The organism is Acidovorax sp. (assembly GCF_046294525.1).
Classification (GTDB): domain Bacteria; phylum Pseudomonadota; class Gammaproteobacteria; order Burkholderiales; family Burkholderiaceae_C; genus Acidovorax.
This window is the reverse complement of the sequence record NZ_JBKBKQ010000001.1, coordinates 286643-309138: the sequence shown is the minus strand read 5'-3', so window position 1 is coordinate 309138 and position 22496 is coordinate 286643. Positions and strand designations below refer to the sequence as shown.

General features: G+C 66.2%; 21 protein-coding genes. 14 read left to right on the top strand and 7 right to left on the bottom strand.

Annotated elements, in window-relative coordinates:
- The first annotated feature begins 22 nt into the window (after positions 1 to 22).
- Complete coding sequence (locus tag ACK4HJ_RS01390; RefSeq protein ID WP_409827387.1) at positions 23 to 1204, top strand: PilT/PilU family type 4a pilus ATPase; 1182 nt, start codon at positions 23 to 25, stop codon at positions 1202 to 1204.
- A gap of 60 nt (positions 1205 to 1264) precedes the next feature.
- Here the strand turns inward: ACK4HJ_RS01390 and ACK4HJ_RS01385 are convergent, their stop codons facing one another.
- A complete protein-coding gene (locus tag ACK4HJ_RS01385; protein WP_409827003.1) occupies positions 1265 to 2752 on the bottom strand; it encodes a cryptochrome/photolyase family protein in 1488 nt (495 codons plus the stop codon).
- 21 nt (positions 2753 to 2773) lie between these two features.
- Here ACK4HJ_RS01385 and ACK4HJ_RS01380 point away from each other — a divergent pair, with 21 nt between their 5' ends.
- The 8 genes from ACK4HJ_RS01380 (at position 2774) to ACK4HJ_RS01345 (ending at position 8681) form a co-directional block, all read left to right on the top strand.
- On the top strand, positions 2774 to 3373 hold the full coding sequence (locus tag ACK4HJ_RS01380; RefSeq protein WP_409827001.1) for a YqgE/AlgH family protein: 600 nt from the start codon (positions 2774 to 2776) through the stop codon (positions 3371 to 3373).
- Positions 3370 to 3801 carry a Holliday junction resolvase RuvX gene (ruvX, locus tag ACK4HJ_RS01375; RefSeq protein ID WP_409826999.1) on the top strand — a complete coding sequence of 144 codons (432 nt, stop codon included), beginning with the start codon at positions 3370 to 3372 and terminating at the stop codon, positions 3799 to 3801. Before ACK4HJ_RS01380 ends, ruvX begins: the two co-directional genes overlap by 4 nt.
- Positions 3798 to 4319: a bifunctional pyr operon transcriptional regulator/uracil phosphoribosyltransferase PyrR gene (gene pyrR / locus ACK4HJ_RS01370; protein WP_228896299.1), complete on the top strand. Its 522-nt coding sequence runs from the start codon at positions 3798 to 3800 to the stop codon at positions 4317 to 4319. The genes ruvX and pyrR overlap by 4 nt, the downstream gene beginning before the upstream one ends.
- Before the next feature lie 2 nt (positions 4320 to 4321).
- Positions 4322 to 5284, top strand: a complete 963-nt coding sequence (locus tag ACK4HJ_RS01365) for an aspartate carbamoyltransferase catalytic subunit (RefSeq protein WP_056066217.1) — start codon at positions 4322 to 4324, stop codon at positions 5282 to 5284.
- 79 nt (positions 5285 to 5363) lie between these two features.
- Complete coding sequence (locus ACK4HJ_RS01360; protein WP_409826996.1) at positions 5364 to 6659, top strand: dihydroorotase; 1296 nt, start codon at positions 5364 to 5366, stop codon at positions 6657 to 6659.
- Positions 6660 to 6692: 33 nt separating this feature from the next.
- Complete coding sequence (locus ACK4HJ_RS01355) at positions 6693 to 7430, top strand: lysophospholipid acyltransferase family protein (protein WP_409826994.1); 738 nt, start codon at positions 6693 to 6695, stop codon at positions 7428 to 7430.
- Between the two features lie 132 nt (positions 7431 to 7562).
- Positions 7563 to 7859 (top strand): hypothetical protein, encoded by a 297-nt coding sequence (locus tag ACK4HJ_RS01350; RefSeq protein ID WP_409826992.1) that lies wholly within the window; start codon positions 7563 to 7565, stop codon positions 7857 to 7859.
- Positions 7860 to 8096: 237 nt separating this feature from the next.
- Positions 8097 to 8681, top strand: coding sequence for a Yip1 family protein (locus tag ACK4HJ_RS01345; protein ID WP_409826991.1), 585 nt, complete (start codon positions 8097 to 8099; stop codon positions 8679 to 8681).
- Positions 8682 to 8851: 170 nt separating this feature from the next.
- Here the strand turns inward: ACK4HJ_RS01345 and ACK4HJ_RS01340 are convergent, their stop codons facing one another.
- On the bottom strand, positions 8852 to 9916 hold the full coding sequence (locus ACK4HJ_RS01340; protein ID WP_409826990.1) for an ABC transporter ATP-binding protein: 1065 nt from the start codon (positions 9914 to 9916) through the stop codon (positions 8852 to 8854).
- Positions 9917 to 10044: 128 nt separating this feature from the next.
- Between ACK4HJ_RS01340 and ACK4HJ_RS01335 the strand changes: the two genes are divergently transcribed.
- Positions 10045 to 11664: an ABC transporter permease gene (locus ACK4HJ_RS01335; RefSeq protein ID WP_409827385.1), complete on the top strand. Its 1620-nt coding sequence runs from the start codon at positions 10045 to 10047 to the stop codon at positions 11662 to 11664.
- On the opposite strand, the gene ACK4HJ_RS01330 is transcribed toward ACK4HJ_RS01335, so the two are convergent.
- The 5 genes from ACK4HJ_RS01330 to ACK4HJ_RS01310 all read right to left on the bottom strand — a co-directional run bounded on the left by ACK4HJ_RS01330 (position 11593) and on the right by ACK4HJ_RS01310 (position 18596).
- A complete protein-coding gene (locus ACK4HJ_RS01330) occupies positions 11593 to 13209 on the bottom strand; it encodes a PepSY domain-containing protein (protein WP_409826988.1) in 1617 nt (538 codons plus the stop codon). The two genes, ACK4HJ_RS01335 and ACK4HJ_RS01330, sit on opposite strands and share 72 nt — an antisense overlap.
- Positions 13210 to 13228: 19 nt before the next feature.
- Complete coding sequence (locus tag ACK4HJ_RS01325; protein WP_409826987.1) at positions 13229 to 15442, bottom strand: TonB-dependent receptor; 2214 nt, start codon at positions 15440 to 15442, stop codon at positions 13229 to 13231.
- 135 nt (positions 15443 to 15577) lie between these two features.
- Positions 15578 to 15937 (bottom strand): DUF2946 family protein, encoded by a 360-nt coding sequence (locus ACK4HJ_RS01320; protein WP_409826985.1) that lies wholly within the window; start codon positions 15935 to 15937, stop codon positions 15578 to 15580.
- Positions 15938 to 16150: 213 nt separating this feature from the next.
- A complete protein-coding gene (locus tag ACK4HJ_RS01315) occupies positions 16151 to 17590 on the bottom strand; it encodes an aldehyde dehydrogenase family protein (RefSeq protein WP_409826983.1) in 1440 nt (479 codons plus the stop codon).
- Between the two features lie 277 nt (positions 17591 to 17867).
- Entirely contained in the window at positions 17868 to 18596 is a 729-nt protein-coding gene (locus ACK4HJ_RS01310; protein ID WP_409826981.1) for a FadR/GntR family transcriptional regulator, read from the bottom strand.
- Between the two features lie 121 nt (positions 18597 to 18717).
- Between ACK4HJ_RS01310 and ACK4HJ_RS01305 the strand changes: the two genes are divergently transcribed.
- The 4 genes from ACK4HJ_RS01305 (at position 18718) to ACK4HJ_RS01290 (ending at position 22486) form a co-directional block, all read left to right on the top strand.
- Complete coding sequence (locus ACK4HJ_RS01305) at positions 18718 to 19536, top strand: NAD-dependent epimerase/dehydratase family protein (protein ID WP_409826980.1); 819 nt, start codon at positions 18718 to 18720, stop codon at positions 19534 to 19536.
- 63 nt (positions 19537 to 19599) lie between these two features.
- Positions 19600 to 20589, top strand: coding sequence for a TRAP transporter substrate-binding protein (locus ACK4HJ_RS01300; RefSeq protein WP_409826978.1), 990 nt, complete (start codon positions 19600 to 19602; stop codon positions 20587 to 20589).
- A gap of 92 nt (positions 20590 to 20681) precedes the next feature.
- Complete coding sequence (locus tag ACK4HJ_RS01295) at positions 20682 to 21200, top strand: TRAP transporter small permease (protein ID WP_409826976.1); 519 nt, start codon at positions 20682 to 20684, stop codon at positions 21198 to 21200.
- A 2-nt stretch (positions 21201 to 21202) separates the two neighbouring features.
- On the top strand, positions 21203 to 22486 hold the full coding sequence (locus tag ACK4HJ_RS01290) for a TRAP transporter large permease (protein ID WP_409826974.1): 1284 nt from the start codon (positions 21203 to 21205) through the stop codon (positions 22484 to 22486).
- The last annotated feature ends 10 nt before the right edge of the window (positions 22487 to 22496 follow it).

Here is a 22496-nt window from a genome sequence, read left to right as displayed (position 1 = left end):
AGCGACTTTGCCTATGGACTCCATGAATCAATCGGCTGTTTCCCTGGAAGCCACCGCACCTGCTCCGTACGGCGACAGCCGCCTGCTCGCATGCCTCGCGTTGGTGGCGAGGGAGAAGGCATCGGACCTGTTCCTGCTGGCGGGCGCACCGCCCACCGTCAAGAGGCAGGGGGCCTTCCTGCCCATCAGCCAGCAGGTGCTGCGGGCGCAGGACATCCGCACCATGGCGTACTCCATCATGGGCAAGGCGCAGCACCACGAGTTCGAGTCCACGATGGAGTGCGACTTTTCGTATGCCACCGCCGAAGGTGATCGGTTCCGGGTGAACGTGCATCTGCAGCGCGGCCAGGTGGGCATGGTGATCCGGCATGTGGCGGGCAGCATTGCCACGTTGGATGAGCTGGGCCTGCCCCAGGTGCTGAAGGACCTTGCTTTCCTCAAGGGCGGGCTCATCCTGACCGTGGGGTCGGCAGGGTCTGGCAAGACCACCACGCTGGCGGCGCTGCTGGACCACCGCAACACCAATGCCAGCGGGCACATCCTCACCATTGAAGACCCCATCGAATACCTGCACCCACACAAGAAGTCGCTGATCACGCAGCGCGAGGTGGGCATCGACACGCGTTCGTACGACGAGGCCTTGCGCCGCGCCATGCGCGAGGCGCCCAACGTGATCATGATCGGCGAGATCCGCGACCGGGCCACCATGCAGCACGCGCTGCACTATGCCGAGTCCGGGCACCTTTGCGTATCAACCCTGCACGCGCACAACGCCAACCAGGCGGTGCAGCGCATCCTGAACTTCTTCCCTGAACACGCGCACAAGCAGCTGCAGATGGACCTGTCGCTCAACCTGCGGGCGGTGGTGGCTCAGCGCCTCATCAAAGGTGTCCAGGGCCGGCTGGTGCCGGCCACCGAGATCATGCTGCTGACACCCTACGTGGCGGACCTGATCCAAAAAGGCCAGATCGACGAGCTCAAGACCGCCATCAACCGTGGCACCGAGCAGGGCATGTGCAGCTTCGACCACTCTTTGTTCAAGCTGGTGGAAGCGGGGGCCATCTCCGCCGAAGAGGCCATCGCCCATGCCGACAATCGCACCGATCTTTCGCTCAAGCTGCGGTTGGCAGCTGGAGGCACGCTCAGCGTGGACGGCATGAGCATGAGTGCCCAGCAGGAAGCAGGAGCGCCCAACGGCCGCTGAGCCCGCAGGCTTTCGTGAGCCCCCATTTCCCCTCGGGGTCGCTCACCCCTTACCCCCCCCTCAGTCGGCGTGAGCCGCTTTCACTACCGCGTAGCGCGCCAGCGTGCGCTGGCGTGCGGCGTCGTGGTCCACCACGGGGTGCGGGTAGTCGCGCCCCAGGTGCACGCCGGCCTCCTGCAGGTCCAGTGGCCGTGCCAGCCATGGCGCGTGCAGCGCCTTGTCGGGCAGTCTGGCCAACTGCGGCAGGTAGCGGCGGATGAACTTGCCCTCGGGGTCAAACTTCTCGCTCTGGCTTACAGGGTTGAAGATGCGGAAGTAGGGCTGCGCGTCGCAGCCGCTGGAGCTGGCCCACTGCCAGCCGCCGTTGTTGGCCGCCAAATCAAAATCGTTGAGGTGCTCGGCAAAGTAGGCCTCGCCCCGGCGCCAGTCCAGCCCCAAGTCCTTCACCAGAAAGCTCGCCACCACCATGCGCAGGCGGTTGTGCATGTAGCCGGTCTGGTTGATCTGCGCCATGGCGGCGTCCACCAGCGGATAGCCCGTGCGGCCTTCGCACCACGCGGCAAACAAGGCGTCGGCCTCGGGTCCGGTTTCCCACTGAATGGCGTCGTACGCGGGTTTGAAGCTGTGCCCCACGACGTGCGGATGGTGGTGCAGGATCTGAAAGTAGAAATCGCGCCAGATCAGCTCGCTCAGCCAGGTCGTGGCGCCGGCATTGCCCTCGCGCATCAGCCCGTGCGCAGTGCGCGCCAGCACACGCGGCGAGATGGTGCCAAACCGCAGGTGCACGCTGAGGTAACTCGGGCCCTTGATGGCCGGAAAATCCCGTGCTGTGTCATACCGCGCAATGCGACCCAGAAAATCTTTCAGAAGTTGTCGGGCCCCGCTGGCGCCGGTCGGAATGCGCAGCTGCGCCAGGCCTGCGGGTTCAAAGCCCAACCATGCCAGATCGGGCACCGCATGGCGGCATGTTGGAGGGCGCGGGGCGAGGCGGTGTGCATGCCGCTCCACCGGGTAGCTCGACAGCTGGAACGCATCCACCTTCTTGAGCCAGGCATTCTTGTAGGGTGTGAACACGCTGTATGGGCTGCCCGACTGCGTGAGCACCTCACTGCGCTCCAGCACCGTGTGGTCCTTGAAGGTGTGGAACGCACGGCTTGCCGCAGCGAGCCGCGTGCGCACCTGGCTGTCCCGCTCCAGTGCGGCCGGCTCGTCGTCGTGGTTGGCAAACACGGCCTGTGCGCCCAGCTCCTCTGCCAGCGCAGGCACCGCCTCGCTGGCAGCCGCGTGCCGCACGATCAAGCCCCCTTGCGCATGGCCGCACAGGTTGCGTAGCGCTGCGTCCAGCTCCACCAGTGATTCACGAATGAATTCCACTCGGCGGTCCGCACGCGGTAGCGTGTCCAGGATGTCGGTGTCGAACACAAAAACGCAGTGCACCTGCGCGCACTGGGTGAGGGCGTGGTACAGGGCCGCATGGTCTTCAGCGCGCAGGTCGCGGCGAAACCAGACAAGGCCGCAGGGGTAGGCGGACGCGGGGGAGGGGGGCATGTTCACCGTTAAAATTGCGGGATGTCTTTCGATTCTGCGCCCATCAACCTGACGCATCACTTCCTGATCGCGATGCCCGGCTTGGAAGATGAGTCTTTTGCGCGCAGCGTCGTGTATCTGTGCGAGCACAGCGAGCGCGGTGCGCTCGGCCTCATCATCAACAAGCCCACCGATATCACCCTCAAGGGCCTGTTCGACAAGGTAGACCTGTCCCTGCGCCGCGAGGACCTTACCAAAGAGCCCGTTTTCCAGGGCGGCCCGGTGCAGACCGAGCGCGGATTTGTGCTGCACGAACCCATGCTGATGGACAAGGCGGAAACCGACGAGTCGGCCTATGCCTCCACCATGACCATCCCCGGCGGCCTGGAGATGACCACCTCCAAGGACGTGCTCGAAGCCCTGTCCACCGGCGCCGGCCCCCGCCGCGTGCTCATCACGCTGGGGTATTCGTCCTGGGGCGAGGGGCAGCTTGAATCCGAACTGGCCGAGAACGCCTGGCTCACCGTGGCGGCCGATCTGTCGGTGATCTTTGACACCCCCGTGCCCGAGCGTTACGACCGGGCCTTGTCGCTGCTGGGCCTGCAGGCCTGGATGCTGTCGCCCGAGGCGGGGCACGCATGACTGGCGCGCCCGCTCAGTCCATCCAGCCGCCAGCGGTTCCTGCGCATTTCCAGACCTTTCTTGCTTTTGACTTCGGGCTCAAGCGCACGGGCGTGGCCTCGGGCAACCGCATGCTGCGCAGCGCCACGCCCCAGCGCACCATCCAGGCCGAGGGCGACGCTCGTTTTGCCCAGGTGGCCGAGCGCATCAAGGAATGGCAGCCCGACGCACTGGTGATCGGCGTGCCCTACCACCCTGACGGCGCCAGCCACGAGAACACTGCGCGGGCTCTCAAGTTCGGGCGCCAGCTGCGCGGGCGCTTTGGTTTGCAGGTGTTCGAGGTGGACGAGCGCTACAGCACCACGGAAGCCATCGCGGGTGGTGCCAAGGATGCCGACGCGGCATCGGCCTGCATCATCCTGGAACAGTTTTTGAGGAATCTCCCATGACCACCCCATCCCCCGGAATGTCCGGCAGCCTGGTGCTTGATGCCGAGGCGCTGTACCGCGAACTGCTGCGCGGAGTGCGCAGCATGCTGACCCCCACCACGCGCCTGGCCGGCATTGCCTCGGGCGGCGCCTGGCTGGCCGAGCGCCTGCAAAAAGACCTGGGCCTCGAAGGGCCCGCAGGTGTGCTCTCGTCGGTGATGCACCGCGACGACTTCGCCCAGCGCGGTCTGTCGGCCAGCGCGCAGACCGCGTTGCCGTTTGATGTGAATGGCGCCGATGTGCTGGTGCTCGACGACGTGCTCTACACCGGCCGCACCATCCGCGCCGTGCTCAACGAGCTGTTCGACTACGGTCGCCCCGCCAGCGTGCGCCTGGCCGTGCTGGTGGACCGGGGCGGGCGCGAGCTGCCCGTGCAGGCCGACTTTGCCGCTGCGCGTGTGGCCCTGCCTGCCGCCCAGTCGCTGGCCCTGGCGCGTGACGACAGCGGCATCTTCCAATTCCAAGTCAAAGAGGCCTGACCGTGCTGCACAAGCGCAACCCCCAACTCAACGGCAACGGCGAACTCATCCACCTGCTGTCCATCGAGGGCCTGCCGCGCGACATCGTCACGCACATCCTCGACACGGCGGCCAACTTCGTGAGCGTGAACGACCGCGAAGTGAAGAAGGTGCCCCTCTTGCGTGGCAAGAGCGTGTTCAACCTGTTCTTCGAGAACAGCACGCGCACCCGCACCACCTTCGAGATCGCGGCCAAGCGCCTGTCGGCCGACGTGATCAACCTCGACATCGCGCGCAGCTCGGCCAGCAAGGGCGAGTCGCTGCTCGACACCATCGCCAACCTGAGCGCGATGGCGGCCGATTTGTTCGTGGTGCGGCACAGCGAGTCGGGCGCGCCGTACCTGATTGCCCAGCATGTGGCGCCCCATGTGCACGTGATCAACGCCGGCGATGGTCGCCATGCCCACCCCACGCAGGGGCTGCTGGACATGTACACCATCCGCCACTACAAGAAGGACTTCAGCAACCTCACCGTGGCCATCGTGGGCGACGTGCTGCACTCGCGCGTGGCGCGCTCGGACATCCACGGCCTTACCACGCTGGGCTGCGCCGAAGTGCGTGTGGTAGGGCCGCGCACACTGGTGCCGTCGGACATGGCGCAGATGGGCGTGCGCGTGTGCCACACGCTCGAAGAGGGCATCAAGGATGCCGACGTGGTCATCATGCTGCGCCTGCAGAACGAGCGCATGAGCGGTGCGCTCTTGCCGTCGAGCCAGGAGTATTTCAAGAGCTTCGGCCTCACGCAGGAAAAGCTGCAGCTGGCCAAGCCCGACGCCATCGTCATGCACCCCGGCCCCATCAACCGCGGCGTGGAAATCGACTCCGCCGTGGTCGATGGCAAGCAGAGCGTGATCCTGCCGCAGGTGACTTTCGGTATTGCGGTCCGTATGGCTGTGATGTCCATCGTGGCTGGTAACGAAGCATGACGCTCGGAACAAACACTCCTGTTTTCATAGCTGCTACCGCTTATCCAGTAAGCGCTAGCAGCCAATTTGGCTTGAAATCATGAAGATACTGATCCAGAACGGCCGTGTGATCGACCCCGCTTCGGGCCTTGACCAGACCTGCGACATCGCGCTGGCGGCAGGCCGTATCGTGAGCGTCAACCGCGTGCCCCCCGACTTTGCGCCCAACCGCACCATCAACGCTGCCGGCTGCATCGTGCTGCCCGGCCTGGTGGACCTGGCCGCACGGCTGCGTGAGCCCGGCCACGAGCACGAAGGCATGCTCGAATCCGAAATGGCCGCCGCCGTGGCCGGTGGCGTGACCAGCCTGGTCTGCCCGCCCGACACCGACCCTGTGCTCGACGAGCCCGGCCTGGTCGAGATGCTCAAGTTCCGCGCCGAGAAGCTGCACCAGTCGCGCCTGTTCCCGCTCGGTGCGCTCACCCGCAACCTGGCCGGCGAGGTGCTGACCGAGATGGCCGAGCTGACCGAGTCCGGCTGTGTGGGCTTCGGCCAGGCCGAGGTGCCGCTGGCCAGCACCCAGGTGCTGCAGCGCGCGCTGCAGTACGCGGCCACCTTTGGCTACACCGTGTGGCTGCGCCCGCAAGAGATGCACTTGGGGCGTGGGGTGGCCGCCAGCGGTGCGCTGGCCACGCGCCTGGGTCTGTCGGGCGTGCCCGTGGCGGCCGAGACGATTGCGCTGCATACCATTTTTGAACTGCTCAAGACCACCGGCGCGCGAGTGCACCTGTGCCGCCTGAGCAGCGCTGCCGGCGTGGAGCTGGTGCGCCGCGCCAAGGCCGATGGCCTGAAGGTGACGGCCGACGTCAGCATCAACTCGCTGCACCTCACCGAGAACGACATCGGCTTCTTCGACAGCCGCGCGCGCCTGACGCCGCCGCTGCGCCAGCAGCGTGACCGCGATGCCCTGAGCGCGGCGCTGCTCGATGGCACCATCGACGCGCTGGTGTCCGACCACACCCCGGTGGATGAAGACGCAAAGACCCTGCCGTTTGCTGAGGCCGAACCCGGCGCCACGGGGCTTGAACTGTTGCTGTCCCTGGCGCTCAAGTGGTCGCAGGACAGCGGCGTGCCGCTGGCGCGCGCCCTCGCCGTGGTGACCAGCGAGCCGGCCCGGGTGCTGGGCAATGCGCTGGGCACCTTGCAGGCCAGCGTCGGCCAGATCGTGGAAGGGGGCGTCGGTGACCTCTGCATCTTTGACCCGCAGGCCGCCTGGACGGTGCAGGACGACGCCTTGCGCAGCCAGGGCAAACACACGCCGTTCTCAGGCTACGAACTGCCCGGCCGCGTGCGCATGACGCTGGTCGGCGGCCAAGTCGCCTTCGACGCGGCCTGACGCAGTGCGCCGCCGCCACCCTCGGGCCTGGTGATGAGACTGTTGCGCGCCAGTGGCCGGCTGCTGCGCATGCTGGCGCACATCGCCAAGGGCGTGTGGATCGTGGCGCTGCGCTTTCCGGCGCTTTCCCCCGACCAGCAGCACGCTCACGTGCAGGCTTGGTCGCTGCAGTTGCTGGCCCATGCGGGCATCCGTCTGCGCATCCAGGGCCGTCCGCCCGTCACGGGGCCGGTGATGCTGGTAGCCAACCACATTTCGTGGCTGGACATCCCCGTCATGCACGCCGCCCGCCATTGCCGTTTCGTGTCCAAGTCCGATGTGCAGGGCTGGCCCATCATCGGCGCACTGGCCACCGCCGCCGGCACGCTCTACATCGAGCGCAGCTCGCGCCGCGACGCGCTGCGCATGGTGAAGTCCATGCAGGAGGCGCTGCAGCGCGGCGAGGTGCTGGCCGTGTTCCCCGAAGGCACCACGGGCGACGGGCGCGAGATGCTGCCCTTTCACGCCAACCTGCTGCAGGCCGCGGTGGCCGCCGATGCGCCCGTGCAACCCGTGGGGCTGCGCTTTGTGGACCGCGCCAGCGGTACCACCAGCTTTGCCCCCAGCTATATCGGCGATGAAACCCTGGTGGGATCCATCTGGCGCACGCTGAGTGCCCCGGCCATCGAAGCGGTGGTGCACTATGGCGAGCCTGAGCTGCCTGCGGGCCGCGATCGCCGCACCTTCACGCAGCACCTGCAGGGCGTGGTCGACGGGCTGCGCCGCAGCTGAGTCTTCCCGGTCGCTTTGCGCGCTGTGCTGCGGCAGCCTTGCGGCCTTGTCCGACGCCGCACCAGCGCGGCGGGCGCGAGACTGGCGGCCAGCCTGCGGTCCATCGACCGGGGTGGCATCAAGGAGGTCGCCATGTCTGCTTTGCAATTGTTCCGCCAAGGTTTCCGTGAATGGTGCGTGTGGGCCCTGATGATGTTCAGCGCCATGGCCGCTGTGGCGCAAGGGGTCAACACCCCCGCCGTGGTGCCGGGACTGCGGCCTGCCTTACCGCCCGCGTCGGCCCCCGGCGCCACGCCGGCAACCACGCCAGCGCAGACGCCACCCGCCCCGGCCAGCCAGACTCCGGCGCAAACACCGGAACCCCCTCCCGCCCAGTCCCCGTCTGAAACCCCGCCAGAACCTGCACCACTGCCTCCCGCACAAGGCTGATACCGGTCGCTGGCCGCCTCCCGACCGCATTGACGCAGCCGCGGCATGCTCGGCGACGCGCACGACGCGCGGCAAAAACCGGACATATTGCACAACCGTGGCCTTGCTCTGTGGCGGGCCGTCCTCCTCCTCGGGTGGTTTGCTCCTATCGTTCGCGGTTTCGTAGGCCCGCGCGAGTCGCCGCACGGGCCTTGTTCCAACACCGCTACACGCCATTGCCATTGCCGGGAGGGCACCATGAACCTGATAGAGCGCGCCAAGAGCATTCTTCTGCAGCCCCAGACCACCTGGGCCACCATCGACGCGGAGCCGACCGACGCCGCAACCCTCTACACCCGCTACGCCATGGTCCTGGCCGCGGTCCCGGCCGTGTGCGGGTTCATCGGGCTATCGCTCATCGGGTTCAGCGCCTTTGGCGTGTCGGTACGCATGCCCCTGCTGGCGGGGCTGGTCAACATGGTGCTGTCGTATGCCCTCAGCCTGGCGGGCATCTTCGTGCTGGGGCTCATCATCGACGCGCTGGCACCCACCTTTGGGGGCCAAAAGAGCCAGATTCAGGCCCTCAAGGTGGCGGTGTACGCCAGCACGGCGGCGCTCTTGGGGGGCGTTTTCAGCCTGCTGTCGGTGTTGTCCATGCTGGGCCTGCTGGCGGCCCTTTATTCCATCTACCTGCTGTACACCGGGTTGCCCGTGCTGATGAAAAGCGCCCCCGAAAAGTCGGTCGCCTACACCGTTGTGGTGCTCATTGCCGCCATCGTCATGGGTGTGCTCATGGGTGCGGTCAGTGCGGTCTTCATGCCGGGCAGCGCGGGAATGCTGTGAGGCATGCCCATGAGAAATCACTTGCTGGTGGATGCGGCCGATGGGTCGGGGGCGCGATGACGCGGTTGTGGCGCGACACGCACAGTCAGTATGCAAACTGGTCAAATTTGATAGCTGCCAGCGCGCTCTGGAAAAGCGCTAGAGCCTGATTTGACCCAAATTTCGAGGCGTCAGCCCCGGGGAAAAGTCACCACATGGTCCACCTGGGCGCGGATGCCGATCCATTCGCCCAGTGCATGGTCGTGGTGGCTGGGCACATGAGCCAGCACGGTGTGGCCGCTGGCCAGGCGCAGGGTGTACAGAAATTCCGACCCGCGGAAAGATTTGCGCACGATCTGCGCCTGCACCGGCGCGTGGTCGTCGTGCACGATGTCATCCGCGCGCAGCAACACGTCGCATTCGCCAGCGGGGTAGCTGCCGGGCAGGGGGCATTCGTCCAGGTCCGTCAGCTCGCCCAGGGGGGTCTGCGCCACCACGTTGTCGCCACGCTGCACCAGTGTGGCGGGGGCAAACACGCCGTGGCCGATGAAGTCGGCCACAAAGCGTTTGGTGGGGCGGTGGTACAGGGTATAGGCATCGTCCCACTGGTGCAGCTGGCCCTCGTGCATCACACCAATCACGTCTCCAATGGCAAAGGCCTCGAACTGGTCGTGCGTCACAAACAAGGCCGTGGCGCCCGCGGCTTTCAGAATGCCGCGCACCTCGTGCGCGAGGCGCTCGCGCAGGTCCACGTCCAGGTTCGAAAACGGCTCGTCCAGCAGCATGAGCTGCGGGCGCGGCGCCAGCGCACGCGCCAGCGCCACCCGCTGCTGCTGCCCGCCGGAGAGCTCGTGCGGAAAGCGCTGCTCGCTGCCCTCCAGTCCGACCAGCTTCAGCACCTCGGTCACGCGCGCGGCTTGCTCGGCCTTCGGCAGCTGGTGGATGCCAAAGGCCACATTGCGACCCACCGAGAGGTGCGGGAACAGCGCGTAGTCTTGGAATACCATGCCGATGCGCCGCAGCTCGGGCGGCAAGCTCAGGCTGGCGCTGCTGACCACGCTTTTGCTCAGGCGGATCTCACCACCCGTCACTCGCTCCAGTCCCGCCACCGCGCGCAGCAGGGTGGTCTTGCCACAGCCCGACGGGCCGATCAGCACGCCAATGTCACCGGCCTTCAATGCCAGCGTCACGCCTTGTACAGCGGCCTGGGCGCGGCCGGCATAGCGCACTTCGAGTTGGGAGACCTCAAGAAACATACTCCTATTCTAGGCGCGGGGCGAATGCTTAAAATTCGCATTTGCATTCTTGAGCATTGCCCCGCCCCCGGAGCCCGGCCATGGGTGTTACTTTCTACTCCGTTGATCGAGCCCCCGCCTTGCGCCGCATGCCCCGTTTTGCCTTTCGCTCCGTCCCGTTGATCCTGTTCGCGGGCTTTCTGGCATTGCCCGTGCTGGCCGTGCTCGCGTCATGGCTGCCCGTGGGCCAGGGCGACGCCCATGCCGGCGCCATCCTGCGCGAGATGGCGGCCACCGTGTTGCCAGGCTATGTGTGGACCACACTGTGGCTGAGCGTGCTGGTGGCGCTGGGCGCGGCCATCGTGGGCACGGGAACGGCGGCCGCCGTCACGCTGTTTGATTTTCCGGGCCGGCGCACGCTCGAATGGCTGCTGCTCCTGCCGCTGGCGATGCCCGCCTATGTGACGGCATACGCGTACACCGACTTCCTGCAGTTCAGCGGCCCGCTGCAGGTAGGGCTGCGCAATACCTTCGGCTTGGAGGGCCGCCTGCTGCCCGAAGTGCGCAGCCTGGGCGGTGCGGTGTGGGTTTTCATCTTCTCGCTGTACCCCTACGTGTACTTGCTGGCCCGCACGGCGCTGGGTGAGCGCGCCGCTCACCTCATGGAGGCCGCACGCCTGCTCGGCGCGCCGCTGTCGCGCCGCATTCGCGCTGTCGCCTTGCCGCTGGCACGGCCTGCCGTGGCGGCTGGCGTGGCGCTGGTGCTGATGGAAACCCTGGCCGACTTTGGCGTGGCCAGCTACTTTGGCATTCAAACCTTCACCACCGGCATCTACAAGGCTTGGCTGTCGATGGACAACCGCCTGGCGGCCGCGCAACTGGCCACCATGCTGCTGCTGGTGGTGATGGCGCTGCTGCACCTGGAACACCGCGCGCAAAAGCGCATGCGTTTTGCCGCAGTTGGCGGGCGCGCAGGCTCGGCCGAAGCGCAACCGCTGGCCCTGCGTGGAGCGCGCCGCTGGGCAGCCTGGGCGGTGTGCACGGTGCCCGTGCTGATGGGCTTTGTCGCCCCGGTCCTCTTCATGCTCCGGCCGCTGGCCGCAGACTGGTCGGTGCTGCCGTGGGAGCGCTTCATGGAATGGGCCTGGCACAGCGTGCGCCTGGGTGGCATCACCGCCGCGCTGGCTGTGGTCATCGCATTGGCCCTGGCCTTTGCCGTGCGCCGACAGCCCGACGCCATTACGCGTGGCGTGGTGCAACTGGCTAGCGTGGGCTATGCCGTGCCCGGCGCCGTCATCGTGGTGGGCCTGCTCTTGCCTGTGGGCTGGCTGCAGGCCGCCATGCCGCACTGGGGCGTGGGCGCGCTCGTCACGGCTACTGCGTTCGGCATCGTGTGGGCCTACCTGGTGCGTTTTTGCGCTGTGGCCCTGCAGTCCATGCAAAGCGGGTATGCACGCATCCCGCCCAGTCTGGACGATTCGGCCCGTATGCTCGGCATCGGCAGCCCCGGCCTGCTGACCCGCGTGCACTGGCCGCTGCTCAAGCGCTCCACCGCCGCCGCCGCGCTGCTGGTGTTTGTGGACGTGATGAAAGAGCTGCCTGCCACCATGGTGCTGCGCCCCTTCAACAGCGACACCCTGGCCGTGGTGGCCTACCAGCTCGCGCGCGACGAGCGTCTGGGCGAGGCGGCACTGCCTTCACTGGCGCTGGTGGCCGTGGGGCTGGTGCCGGTGATTCTGCTGAGCCGGACGCTGCGCAGCCGAAGCTGACGGCCCCCTCGATTCGCGCAGCTTCACCCCCAGCCTGCGCCACCCCAACACCACCCCCGTCATGCTCATCACTGCCCCGCCCAGGCTAAGCACGATGAGTACCACGTCCCACAGCGGCCTGCGTTCCAGCAGGGGCAGCCAGTCCCAGCTGTGCAGCATGGCAAACAGCCAGCGGCTGGTGCGGCGATAACTGTCGGTGCGGCCGAGCACGGCGCCGGTGTGGGGGTCGATGTGGACCCAGGTGGCGTGGGGGTCTTCAAACACCACGCGCAGCACCGGCAAAGGCTTCTCGGCGCCGCCGGTCATGGTGTGGGCGGCGCGGTCGTAGTAGTGCAGGTCGTAGGCGGTCAGGGTTTCGGTGCGCACCACGGCGTGGGGCAGCAGCTGTGTGGCGGCCTGGGCCACAGCGCCTGTGGCCCAGGTGTGGGGCGCGGCCGTGGTGGCGTCCAGCACCGCAGGTGCGCCGGTGGGGCTGCTTGCAAGCACCAGCGTGTGGCCTGCGCTGCGTATCCAGCGCAGTTCGCGGGTGTCGAGGGACCCGGCCGAGAGCAGCGCATGCACGGTGGCGGCTTGCGCAGGCAGCACCAGTGGGCCGCCGTGCATGGCCTGTTGGCGCAGGGGGGCGGCACCGCTGTCGAAAATCTTCCAGGGGTTCATGGACATGAGGCCGCTGAAGATCCACGTGAACGTGATGACCGCAAACACGAGCCCGAACATGTGGTGCCAGCGCATCATGAAGCCCCGGTAGGGCGTGCGCGCGCCCGTCTTGTACCGACCCTTGAAGCGCCAGCGCAGCACGCCTACCACCGTGCCCGTTACCGTGAGCACGATGCCTGCGATGGACAGCCAGTTCACGATGTCCGTCCAGTAGTCGTTGAAGACATTGCCGCGGAACGGGTATAGCCAGTGGATCCAGGCGCCCGCGTAGTTCCAGGCCCGCTCTTGCAGCGGTGCATCGCGCACTACCTCGCCCGTGGTGCCCGACACATAGACCACGGTACCCGCGCTGTCGCCCAGGTGCAGGCGGTGCAGTGGGCGGTGCACGTCGAGTGCACGCGAGTGGGTGAAGGCGTCTTCGTCGATCGTGCCCTGGTAGTCGATGGTGGCATCGGGCTGCTGCGCGAAGGCTTGGGCCGAGGCGATGGCGTGTGCGGCGTCCACATGCTGCAACCGCTCGCCCGTGAGGGCGTCGACGACCGCAGGTGCGGGTGCCCGGCGCGGGCGGGGTGCGGCGTCTCCCGTCGGGGCCGCGGGAACCACCAAGTACACCGCGCGCCCGCCGCTGGCCACGGCCAGCCGCAGGTCCTGCAGCGGGCCTGTCAGGCCCGCGCGCGCGAGGGCGTCGGCGGGCTCCAGCAGGCGTTCGGGGCCCCGCGTGGCGCTGCGCAGCGGCGGCAGATGGGCCAGGCGCTCGGCCTGCGTGAGCTTGGGATAGCCCACGTACATCATCACCACGCCCGAGAGGAACCACATGGCGAAGAAGGCGCACAGCAACACGCCCAGCCAGCGATGGACGAGGTACAGCCAGCGTTTGGCGTGTGGCATGTCTGGTGCTCCGCCTGCGTCAGAACGCGGTGTGTAGCGTCACGTCCAGCGTGCGCGGTGCGCCCAGGTAGACCTGGTCGCGCGTCTCGGCCGCGTAGATGCGGTCGGTAGCGTTGCGCACGCGGCCCGTGAGAGTGGTGGACTTGTTGACCTTCCAGGCCAGGCCCAGGTCGAGAAGCGTGTATGACGGCCAGAACTTGGTGTTGGCCGCATTGCCATACACCTTGCCCACATGGCGCACACCCGCGCTGGCGGTGACGTTGGGGGTGATCGCGTACGAGGCCCACAGGTTGGCGACCTGCTGTGGCACCAGTTGCGGCACGTTGCCCGCGCGCGATACACCGCCCTGCACGAAGTTTTCATACCGCGCACGGATCAGCGACAGGTTGCCCTGCAGCTGCCATTGCGGCGTGGGGCGGATACCGGCCGACAGCTCGATGCCCTTGGACGACTGCTCGCCCACCAGCACCGTGAGATTGGGGTTGGACGGATCTTGCGAAGCGATGTTCTTGCGGCGGATGTCAAAGGCCGCCACCGTGGCGCTGCCCTTGCCGTCCAAGAAGTCAAACTTGCTGCCCACCTCGACCTGGCGGCCGGTGGTCAGTTCGCTGTTGTTGCGCACATCGGCAAACGAGGCCGAGGCCAGCGAGCCCGAGGGTGGGTCGGCCGCGTTGGAGGCCTGCGCATACAGGTTGGCGCCAGGCGCAATGTCCCACACCACGCCCAGGCGGCCAGTGGTGGGGCTGTAGCTGCGGCTGAAGGTGGCGGGCGCGGTGGCTGTGACGGCGCGGCGGTTCACCAGGTCGAGATCGATGCGCTCGTGCCGCAGCGCGGTGATCAGATTCACGCCAGGCACCACGGCCGTGCGGTTTTCCAGGTACAGCGCGGTGTTGGTGATCTTGTTGTCCTTGTCGGGGCTCCAGACGGGCGAGATGCCAGTGATGCTGAAGAAGTTCTCGGTGGAGAAGTTGTAGGGGTTGACCGTGCTTACGGTGACCGACGGGCCCAGCGGGAATCGGGTTTGCTTGTTCACGCTCACGTCCAGGCCAAACGCCCAGTCGCTTTTCCTGCCAGCCAGTTGCCCCAGGTACGTGCCTTCAATGCGGTTGCCCAGCAGTTGCTGGTCGTGCCGCTGGAGCAGGGGGGAGGTGCGGGTGACGGCAGTGTTGGTGGCGTTGAAGGTGTAGATCTCCACGTTGCGATAGTCGCGCAGCGCGTCGTACACGTAGAGCGTGTTCTTGAGCTGCAGCGCATCGGACACGCGCCATTGCGCCACCGAGCGCAGCCACTGCACGCGGTGCTCGTACATGCCGTCGGCGCTGTTGTAGTTCTTGAAGCGCGTGGCGGGGTCGATGGTCAGCGCGCCCACGGCAGGGTTCAGCACCGGCGTGCCCCAGTAAGGGCGGTCCACATGGTCCTTCTGGTATTCGTAGGCCAGCGTGTGGCTGAAGCCGCCGCCCAGGTCCGACAGCAGCGAGGTAGCGAGCTGGGTGGACTGCGTCTTGGTGCCCTCGGTCCAGCTGCCTGCGTCGCGGTGGTTGAGGTCGATGCGTGCGTAGTGCGTGGGGCCTGCAGTGCCGTCGCCGCCTGCGATGCGGCGGTTCAAGCCCACAGACACTTCTTTCAGGTCGTACGAGCCCAGGCGCACTTGGCCTTCGGCAAAGTCGCTGCGCTCGGCCGTCTTGGTGATGTAGTTGATGGAGCCACCCACTCCGCCCGAGCCGTACAAAAAGCTTGAGGCACCGCCGATGGCTTCCACGCGGTCGTAGATCCAGCTATCGACCGCGCGCGTGGCGCTGCCGTATTGCGGGTTGATGCCGTTGTAGAGCTGCGCCACCGAGTTGCTGGTAAAGCCCCGGTAGTGCGCGGACATCGAACCCGGCGCGTTGTGCGCCACCACGCCCGGCACGGCGCGCAGAATTTCCTGCGTGTCCTGTGCGCCGCGTGCGTCGATGGTGGCGCGGTCTACCACGGTGACGGAGGCGGGGTTCTCGCGCACCGTCAGGCCCAGGCGGCTGCCGGTGTCCACGGGGGTGTCCAGGTTGAGTTTGCCGTTGGGGGATGCAGTGGCATCGACCACGTCCACGGCCTGCAATGTGGGTGTAGTGGGCTGCTGTGCATGGGTGGCGGCCGAGGCCAGCGCGCAGGTGGCAAGCACGCCCAGGCACAGAGGGGAAAGGGGCAGGCGCGGCAAGGCCGCAGCGCTGCGCGAAGCAAAGGAAATACAGGACATGAAAACGCTCTTGTCTTGAGGCGACAGCGCAGCCGGGCCTGCGTGAGTTGCACGCAGGGCTGCGCGATCTGGAAAACAGCGGGAACAGGGCAGCACCCGACCACCAGGTACCGGGCACTGCCAACAAGCTTCAGATCAAGAGCGCGATGGGGGCCCGCGTGCGGGCAGGGGCGCCGCAGTGGCGGCCGCGATGCGGGCAGCCTCTACAGGCTGCAGCGCATGGGCCAGGGGATGGGGTGGCAGCACGGCGGCTGCCGGTGTGGGTGGCGGGGCGCTGGGGGTGGAGCACAAGGGGCAGTCCATGCCCATCGCGCCCATTTCGACGGTGCCATCGTCGGTCTGCACCAGCAGCTTGATGGTGCCCGCGCCCGAGCAGATCACCTCAAAGGATTGCGGGTGCGCTAGCGGCGATGCAATGGCCACCCCCATTGACGCCACGAACCATGCGAGCACCCACAGGCGCAGCGCAGCAAAGGTTCGTCGGGGGGCGGTCATGGGGCGCGATGATAGCGGAGGGGATCCAGTCCCGCGCTGAGGCCGGCATGGGGGAGGGGCGAGCCTCCCATCAGGAGATAGGCCCCGTGCGTTCTGCTTGCTATTAAATGTATAGCTTGTGACGCAATGTGGTAGAGCGGCAGGGCCTATTTTTTCCTCATATTTTCAGCAACCCGCTGCGCCGCCTGTCCGGTGGGTTGCGGGCTGGCCGCTTCACGCTTGCGTGTACGCCGTCTTCACCGTGGTGTAGAACTCCGCCGCGTAACGCCCTTGCTCGCGTGGGCCGTAGCTGCTGCCCTTGCGGCCGCCGAAGGGCACGTGGTAGTCCACGCCCGCCGTGGGCAGGTTCACCATCACCATGCCGGCTTGCGCGTGGCGCTTGAAGTGCGTGGCGTGCTTGAGGCTGGTGGTGGCAATGCCGCTGGCCAGGCCGAAGGGCGTGTCGTTGGCCAGGGCCAGGGCCTCTTCGTAGTTCTTGGCGCGCAACACGCTCACCACGGGGCCGAAGATTTCTTCGCGGTTGATGCGCATGCCGGGCGTGGTCTCGGTGAACAGGGCGGGGCGCAGGTAGTAGCCGGGCGCGCCGTCGGCGTTCTTCTCCAGGGCTTCGCCGCCGTAGGTGAGCTTGGCGCCTTCCTGCTGGCCGATGCCGATGTATTCCAGGTCTTGCGCGAGCTGGCGGTCGTCCACCACGGGGCCGATGTCGGTGCCAGCCCTGCGGGCGTCGTCCACCTTCAAGGTCTTCATTTTCTCGACCATGGCGGCCACGAAGCGGTCGTGGATGCCTTCGGTCACGATCACGCGACTGCTGGCGGTGCAGCGCTGGCCGGTCGAGAAGAACCCGCTGTTGATGGCGGCGCCCACAGCAACGTTCAGGTCGGCGTCGTCCAGCACCACAAACGGGTTCTTGCCGCCCATCTCCAGCTGCACCTTGGCACCGCGCGGCACGCAGGCGGCGGCCACACGCTGGCCGGTGCCGACCGAGCCGGTAAAGCTCACGCCCGCAATGCGTTCGTCTTCCAGCAGCACGGCGCCCACGTCCGATCCCCTGCCCATCACCAGGTTGAACACACCGGCGGGCAGGCCCGCGCGGTGCAGGATGTCGGCCAGCGCCCAGGCAGAGCCTGGCACCACTTCAGCGGGTTTGAACACCACCGTGTTGCCGTAGGCCAGGGCGGGGGCAATCTTCCAGGCCGGGATGGCGATGGGGAAGTTCCACGGCGTGATGATGCCGATCACGCCTAGCGGCTCGCGTGTGATCTCGATGCCCACGCCAGGGCGCACGGATGGGATCATCTCGCCACCGGGGCGCAGCGCCTCACCAGCAAAGAACTTGAAGATGGCGGCGGCGCGGCCCACTTCGCCAATCGCTTCGGGCAGGGTCTTGCCTTCCTCGCGGGCCAGCAGGTCGCCCAGCTCGGCCTTGCGGGCGATGATTTCGTTGCCCACGGCATCTAGGATGTCAAAGCGCTGCTGTGGGGTGGACAGGCTCCATGCCGGGAAAGCAGCGTGTGCGGCGGCCACGGCATCGAGCGCCTGCTCACGGCTGGCCACGGCGTAGTCGCCAATCACGTCGCGTGTGTCAGAGGGGTTGGTGTTCTGGTAGGTGCGGACGCCGTCGATCCAGGCGCCGCCGATCAGGTTTGCATGCATGGCTGTGGTGGTGTGGTTGGTGGTGGAAGAAAGTTGGTACGAGGCCCGTGCACGGCACGATGGGAGTACGTGGCAGTCGCTTGCGTAACGCCCGCGGCCGGGCACATGCCGCGCTCAAAGCGGTGACAGAATGATATTTTGTTGTATGTCATCGTACAACAATGCGAGAGGTTTTGGTATCGGGAGTCAGCTGTAGCGGAGCTCCCTGTAGCAGGTATCGGCGCAGTTGCTTCGGCCGCAGCGCCGAGCGGTTGGTCGCTGCAGCGGGTCTCTGATATCAGCTGGCTTCGGCCTGCGCGCGGCGGCGGCGCTCGCGGCTGTTGGCCAGGTGGGTGCGCATGGCGGCGCGTGCGGCGTCCGGGTCTTGCGCCACGATGGCATCGTAGATGCTCTCGTGTTCGCCGTTTACACGGCGCAGGTATTGGCGACGCTCGTCGTTCAGTGCGTCGGTGGCATCCAGCCGCGCGCGGGGAATGATCATGCTGCCCAGCGTGCCCATCAGCTCGGCAAAGTGGCTGTTCTGTGTCGCACGGGCGATTTCCAGATGGAACTGGAAATCCGCCGCCACTGCATCCCGTCCTGCGTCCACGGCCGACGCCACGGCATTCAGCGCCTCGCGCATGGTTGCCAAGTTGGCGTCGGTGCGTCGCTGCGCGGCCAGGGCCGCGGCTTCGGTTTCCACACCGATGCGCAGTTCCAGCACGGCAATCACATCGCGCAGCGTGCTGACTTGGTCTGGCGTAATCTTGAAGCCCGGGGCCTGCCCCAGGCCCAATACAAACGTGCCGATGCCGTGGCGCGTTTCCACCAGCCCCGACGCCTGCAGCTTGGAAATTGCCTCGCGCACCACCGTGCGGCTCACGCTGAACTCGTCCATGATCGCTGCCTCTGTGGGCAGCTTGGCGCCCAGCGCCAACCGGCCGTCGCGGATGCGGTCGCCCAGTGACTCAACCAGCTCCAGGGCCAGGGTGCGGGGCTTGCGGCGGAGCAGGGTATCGGTGTTCATTCTCGGTGTTATCCCTATGTGGCGGCGACGGAGAGACGGGTACATTGCCGCATTGTTGTACGACAACTGATGACGTGCAACCCCGTGTAACGCCACTGTACCAAGAACCTTCGCCACTGCCATGCCCTGCCACCCGACGCCGATCCGATTCCAACGACTTCTGTTGACTGGTGCCGCGGGAGGGCTGGGGCGGCAGCTGCGCCCAAGGCTCAAGGCTTATTGCGCCACGCTGCGCATTTCCGACATCGCTGACCTGGGCGCCGCCAGCGAGGGTGAAGAGCTGCGCCCTGCACGGCTCGAAGATGCAGGCGCCATGCTGGCCCTGCTGGCGGGTGTTCAGGCTGTGGTGCATCTGGGCGGCGTGTCCACCGAGCAGCCCTGGGAGCCCATCTTGCACGCCAACATCGTGGGCGTCTTTAACTTGTACGAAGCGGCGCGCAAGCAGGGCGTCAAGCGCGTGGTGTTTGCCAGCTCCAACCATGTCACCGGTTTCTATCGCCAGGACGAAGTCGTGGGCCTGCGCGACCCTGCGCGGCCCGATGGGCTTTACGGCGTTTCAAAGGCGTTTGGCGAAGACCTCTCGCGCTTCTACTTCGACCGTTACGGTATCGAGACCGTGTGCCTGCGCATTGGCTCATCCTTTCCCGAGCCGCGCAACCGCCGCATGCTGGCCACTTGGATGAGCTACGACGACTTGGAGCGCCTGGTGGTCGCCAGCCTCACGGCGCCAGTGGTAGGCCACAGCATCATCTATGGCATGGGCGATAACACCACTACCTGGTGGGACAACACCCTGGCGCGCCACATCGGCTACCGCCCAGAGGACAGCTCTGAGCCCTTCCGCGCGAAAGTGGAGGCGGCCGACCCGCATCCCGACATGACCGACCCCGCCGTGATCTACCAGGGCGGTCCGTTCGTGCGCACTGGTCCTTTCGAATGACCCCGGCGCCGGGATTTCAGTCCATTCCACATCTCTCAAAAACCATTCCACCGGAGACAAACCATGACCTTTCGCCGATCCCTGCTGACTGCCTGCGCCGCCGCTGTGGCCGCGATGGCAATGCTTCCCCTTGCCGCCCAGGCCCAGTCCATGGTGCTGAAGGCGGCCGACGTGCACCCCGCCGGTTACCCCAATGTGGTGGCGGTGGAAAACATGGGCAAAAAGCTCGAAGCCGCCACGCAAGGCCGCCTGAAGATCCAGACCTTCCCCGGCGGCGTGCTGGGCGGCGAGAAGGAAATGATCGAGCAGACGCAGTTCGGCGCCATCAACATCCTGCGCACTTCGCTCGGCCCGGTGGGAACGGTGGTGCCGGAGGTGAACGTGTTCAACATGCCCTTCGTGTTCCGCAGCCAGGACCACATGCGCGCGGTGATCGACGGCGCGATTGGCGACGAACTGCTGGCCAAGATCAGCGCATCGCCCGCCAAGCTGGTGGCCATCGGCTGGATGGACGGCGGATCGCGCAGCCTGTACACCAAGAAGCCTGTGCGCAGCCCCTCCGACCTCAAGGGCCAGAAGGTGCGCATGATGGGCAACCCGCTGTTCGTGGACACCATGAATGCCATGGGCGGCAACGGCATCTCGATGGGTTACGGCGAAGTGTTCACCGCCTTGCAGACCGGCGTGGTGGATGGCGCTGAAAACAATGCGCCCAGCTTCTTCACCAGCAACCACTACAGCACGGGCGCCAAGTTCTACACGCAGACCAACCACCTGATCATCCCCGAGTTGCTGGTGGTGTCGAAGGTGACGTGGGACAAGCTCAGCAAGGATGACCAGGCCCTCCTGAAGAAGTTTGGGCGCGAAGCCCAGATGGAGCAGCGCGCGCTGTGGGACAAGAGTGTGGAGGACTACACCGCCAAGCTCAAGGCGGCAGGTGTGGAGTTCATCACTGTGGACAACAAGCCGTTCTTTGACGCCACAGCCCCCGTGCGCGCCAAGTACGGCGCCAACTATGCGGACCTTATGAAGCGCATCGAGGCGGTGAAGTAAGCACCACCGTTCACGTCTTGCGCAGGCAAAGCTCCTGGTGGGGCGCCTGCGCCTTTTTCCTTGCCCCCTGGACCTCTCCTGGACCCATTCGTATGGACCACCCCTTCTTGCGCTGGATGGACCGCCTGTATCTGGCCACCATCTGGGCCGCCGGCACGGCCATCTTCTTCATGTCGCTGATCATCCCGTGGGGCGTGTTCAGTCGCTACGTGATGGGCACGGGGTCTCAATGGCCCGAGCCCATCGCCATCCTGCTCATGATGGTGTTCACCTTCATCGGCGCCGCAGCAGCCTACCGGGCGGGCGGCCACATTGCCGTCAACATGCTCACCGAAAAACTGCCCCGTGCTGTGCAACACGTGTTGGGCACGGTGGTGGACTTGCTCATGCTGGTCATCTGCGGCTTTGTGGCCTGGTATGGCACCAACCTCTGCATTGAAACCTGGGGGCAGGGCATTGCCGAACTACCCTGGCTGCCCGTGGGTGCCACGTATGCATCGCTGCCCATCGGCGCGGCAGTGACGCTGCTGTTCGTGCTGGAAAAAATGGTGTTCGGCACGCAGGCCCATCGGCGCATCGTGCGCTACGAAGAACTCGCTGACGGAGCCTGACCATGGACACCCTCGTACTGCTGGGCACGTTCTTCGTGCTGATGATGATTGGCGTGCCCATTGCCTATTCGCTGGGCCTGGCGGCGCTGGCCGGTGCACTGTGGATCGAGCTGCCGCTGGACGCGGTGATGATCCAGCTCGCCTCGGGCGTCAACAAGTTCTCGCTGCTGGCGATTCCGTTTTTTGTGCTGGCCGGCGCCATCATGGCCGAAGGCGGCATGGCGCGGCGGCTGGTGGCGTTTGCGGGCGTGCTGGTGGGTTTTATCCGCGGCGGGCTGTCGCTGGTCAACATCCTGGCTTCCACGTTCTTTGGCGCCATCTCGGGCTCGTCGGTGGCCGACACGGCCTCCATCGGTTCGGTGCTGATTCCGCAGATGGAAAAGCAGGGCTACCCACGCCCGTTCGCCACGGCCGTTACCGTCAGCGGCTCGGTGCAGGCCATCCTCATCCCGCCCAGCCACAACGCGGTGCTGTATTCGCTGGCAGCGGGGGGCTCCGTGTCCATTGCTGCGCTGTTCATGGCCGGCGTGCTGCCAGGGCTGATGCTGGGGCTCACGCTGGCGGGCCTGTGCCTGTTCACGGCCCACAGGCAGGGCTACCCCAAGGGCGAGGTCATCCCGCTCAAGCAGGCGCTCAAGATCTGTGTGGAAGCCCTGTGGGGCCTGATGACCATGGTCATCATCCTGGGCGGCATCCTGTCGGGCGTGTTCACTGCCAACGAATCGGCGTCGATTGCGGTGCTGTGGGCGTTCTTCGTGACCATGTTCATCTACCGCGACTACCGCTGGCGCGACCTGCCCAAGCTGGTGCACCGCACCGTGAAGACGGTGACCGTGGTGATGATCCTCATCGGCTTTGCGGCAGCGTTTGGCTACCTCATGACGATGATGATGATCCCCATGAAGGTCACCATGTTCCTCACCAGCCTGTCGGACAACAAGTACGTCATCCTTGCGCTGATCAATATCATGCTGCTGCTGCTGGGCTGCCTGATGGACATGTCGCCCCTCATCCTCATCCTCACGCCCATCCTGCTGCCCGTGGTCAAGCTGCTGGGCGTGGACCCGGTGCACTTCGGCATGATCATGATGGTCAACCTGGGCATCGGTCTCATCACGCCGCCCGTGGGCACGGTGCTGTTCACCGGTGCGGCCGTGGCTAAGCTGCCGCTTGGCATCGTCTCGCGCGCCATGCTGCCGTTCTTTACGGCGCTGTTTGTGGTGCTACTGATGATCACCTACGTGCCGGCCATCTCGCTGTCGCTGCCGCGCGCGATGGGGCTCTGACCATGGGGCT

Coding starts and splice junctions, on each gene's coding strand:
- ACK4HJ_RS01350 (WP_409826992.1), top strand. CDS start 7,563: ATGTCTGCTTTGCAATTGTTCCGCCAAGGTTTCCGTGAATGGTGCGTG.
- ACK4HJ_RS01290 (WP_409826974.1), top strand. CDS start 21,203: ATGGACACCCTCGTACTGCTGGGCACGTTCTTCGTGCTGATGATGATT.
- ACK4HJ_RS01380 (WP_409827001.1), top strand. CDS start 2,774: ATGTCTTTCGATTCTGCGCCCATCAACCTGACGCATCACTTCCTGATC.
- ACK4HJ_RS01315 (WP_409826983.1), bottom strand. CDS start 17,590: ATGCATGCAAACCTGATCGGCGGCGCCTGGATCGACGGCGTCCGCACC.
- ACK4HJ_RS01325 (WP_409826987.1), bottom strand. CDS start 15,442: ATGTCCTGTATTTCCTTTGCTTCGCGCAGCGCTGCGGCCTTGCCGCGC.
- ACK4HJ_RS01390 (WP_409827387.1), top strand. CDS start 23: ATGAATCAATCGGCTGTTTCCCTGGAAGCCACCGCACCTGCTCCGTAC.
- ACK4HJ_RS01320 (WP_409826985.1), bottom strand. CDS start 15,937: ATGACCGCCCCCCGACGAACCTTTGCTGCGCTGCGCCTGTGGGTGCTC.
- ruvX (WP_409826999.1), top strand. CDS start 3,370: ATGACTGGCGCGCCCGCTCAGTCCATCCAGCCGCCAGCGGTTCCTGCG.
- ACK4HJ_RS01295 (WP_409826976.1), top strand. CDS start 20,682: ATGGACCACCCCTTCTTGCGCTGGATGGACCGCCTGTATCTGGCCACC.
- pyrR (WP_228896299.1), top strand. CDS start 3,798: ATGACCACCCCATCCCCCGGAATGTCCGGCAGCCTGGTGCTTGATGCC.
- ACK4HJ_RS01305 (WP_409826980.1), top strand. CDS start 18,718: ATGCCCTGCCACCCGACGCCGATCCGATTCCAACGACTTCTGTTGACT.
- ACK4HJ_RS01300 (WP_409826978.1), top strand. CDS start 19,600: ATGACCTTTCGCCGATCCCTGCTGACTGCCTGCGCCGCCGCTGTGGCC.
- ACK4HJ_RS01355 (WP_409826994.1), top strand. CDS start 6,693: ATGAGACTGTTGCGCGCCAGTGGCCGGCTGCTGCGCATGCTGGCGCAC.
- ACK4HJ_RS01385 (WP_409827003.1), bottom strand. CDS start 2,752: ATGCCCCCCTCCCCCGCGTCCGCCTACCCCTGCGGCCTTGTCTGGTTT.
- ACK4HJ_RS01340 (WP_409826990.1), bottom strand. CDS start 9,916: ATGTTTCTTGAGGTCTCCCAACTCGAAGTGCGCTATGCCGGCCGCGCC.
- ACK4HJ_RS01335 (WP_409827385.1), top strand. CDS start 10,045: ATGCCCCGTTTTGCCTTTCGCTCCGTCCCGTTGATCCTGTTCGCGGGC.
- ACK4HJ_RS01310 (WP_409826981.1), bottom strand. CDS start 18,596: ATGAACACCGATACCCTGCTCCGCCGCAAGCCCCGCACCCTGGCCCTG.
- ACK4HJ_RS01345 (WP_409826991.1), top strand. CDS start 8,097: ATGAACCTGATAGAGCGCGCCAAGAGCATTCTTCTGCAGCCCCAGACC.
- ACK4HJ_RS01330 (WP_409826988.1), bottom strand. CDS start 13,209: ATGCCACACGCCAAACGCTGGCTGTACCTCGTCCATCGCTGGCTGGGC.
- ACK4HJ_RS01360 (WP_409826996.1), top strand. CDS start 5,364: ATGAAGATACTGATCCAGAACGGCCGTGTGATCGACCCCGCTTCGGGC.